This is a genomic window from Stenotrophomonas sp. P5_B8, from assembly GCF_054049855.1.
This window is the reverse complement of sequence record NZ_JBFULO010000834.1, coordinates 1-694: the sequence shown is the minus strand read 5'-3', so window position 1 is coordinate 694 and position 694 is coordinate 1. Positions and strand designations below refer to the sequence as shown.

1 protein-coding gene is annotated in these 694 nt (G+C 71.5%); it reads left to right on the top strand.

What is annotated here, in order from left to right; all coding sequences use genetic code 11:
* On the top strand, window positions 1–611 hold a 611-nt coding region (locus tag ACXJKH_RS21740), incomplete at its 5' end, for a sensor histidine kinase (protein WP_457322487.1).
* Window positions 612–694: the final 83 nt, after the last annotated feature.

Below are 694 nucleotides of genomic sequence, written 5' to 3'. Positions count from 1 at the left end.
AGCTACGCATGCCGATCGCGATCCTGGCCACGCGCATCGACGATCTGCCGATCGGTCCGGCGCGCTCGCGCCTGCAGCGCGACCTGAGCCGGCTCGGCAACATCGCCGAGCAGTTGCTGGACCTGCAGCGGCTGGATCACCACCGCAGCCAGTCCCAGCGCATCGACCTGGCCGCGCTCACCCGTGAGGTCGCCGCCGACGTGGCGCCGCTGGTGGTCGACGCCGGCTATGCGTTCTCGGTTGACGCGCCCGACACGCCGGTCTGGGTGCAGGGCGATCCCCACGCCCTGCACCGGGTCGTGGCCAGCCTGCTGCAGAACGCGATCGCCCACGGCGGCGACCAGGGCATGATTGCGATGACGCTGCAGCCCGATGGCGTGCTCGCGGTGACCGACGAAGGCTCCGGGGTGCCCGAACAGGAGCGTCAGGCGATCTTCGAGCCGTTCCACCGCCTGCGACCCAGTGGCAGTGGCAGCGGGCTGGGGCTGTATCTGGCGCGCGAAATCATGTTGCGTCACGGCGGCAGCATTGCAGCAGAAAGCGCGCCGGGCGGCGGCGCCCGCTTCGTGGTGGCGCTGCCGGTGGATCGCGAGGGCGCAGCGACGGGCTGAGCCGGCGCGACCTGCCGGTGCAGCGTCAGCGGGCGGGCGCTGCTTCGCAGTAGGCATCGAAGGCGACGGCGCTGTTGTCCAGC